1 protein-coding gene is annotated in these 812 nt (G+C 46.6%); it reads left to right on the plus strand.

Annotated elements, in window-relative coordinates; translation table 11 throughout:
* A partial coding sequence (locus tag REG_RS09925) for a hypothetical protein (RefSeq protein ID WP_039908833.1) occupies positions 1–492 on the plus strand: 492 nt, incomplete at its 5' end.
* Positions 493–812: the final 320 nt, after the last annotated feature.

Consider the following 812-nt stretch of genomic DNA (forward strand, 5'->3'; position numbering starts at 1 on the left):
AGGGTTAATCAGACGTTTATTGATTATCGCCGCGGAAAACTCACGAAAGAGACGCCAAAAAGTCAGCCACACCGTGATGAGGGCAGCGGATTACCGGAATTTCGGAAGGCCAAAGCGATGCAGATGGCGATGGAAGTAGCAGAAAAAACCTTTGCCTGGGCAACTTTACTTTCTCCACTATCCCGACAAGGGGTTATTGCTGGACTGATCAATCCATTAGCCGGGTGTGAGGTCGTTCCCCTGCCGCTACTTGTTGAAAAACTGTATACCGCAAGTGAAATTGGCAAATTGTTTGATGTCTCAGCGAATAAAATTGGGCGGATCGCAAATGACAATAACATGAAAACCGAGCACTATGGCGAGTATCATTTGGATAAATCTCGGCACAGCGATAAACAAGTGCAAGCCTTTCGCTATAACAACCATGCCGTCAATACCTTCAGGCACATTCTTATTGCCGAGCAAGAGGCGAAAGAACATGCTTTGGTTTAACCAGTTGACGACAGGAACAGGCTTGGGCTATATTTGCTAAAGGTGCTGAACACACCTCAAGTAGCGGATACCGCACCTGAAAGCCATGCGGTTTTTTTACGTCCATAGACCATTATGGTCGGGTAGCGAGCAGTTATACAATACCTCTATCCGAAGGGGGAAACCTGCTGGCCGTCTACTTGCGGTGTTCAAGTGCCCGATCGCCCATCTGAACAATGGGTAAATTGAACAATCAAGTAGGAATGCAAACATGACAACTCAATCCAGTGTACTAACCCCAGAAGTCACTATTTGTAATGGTAAAGCTACCACTACCTCAC

It is taken from the genome of Candidatus Regiella insecticola LSR1, assembly GCF_000143625.1.
Classification (GTDB): domain Bacteria; phylum Pseudomonadota; class Gammaproteobacteria; order Enterobacterales; family Enterobacteriaceae; genus Regiella; species Regiella insecticola.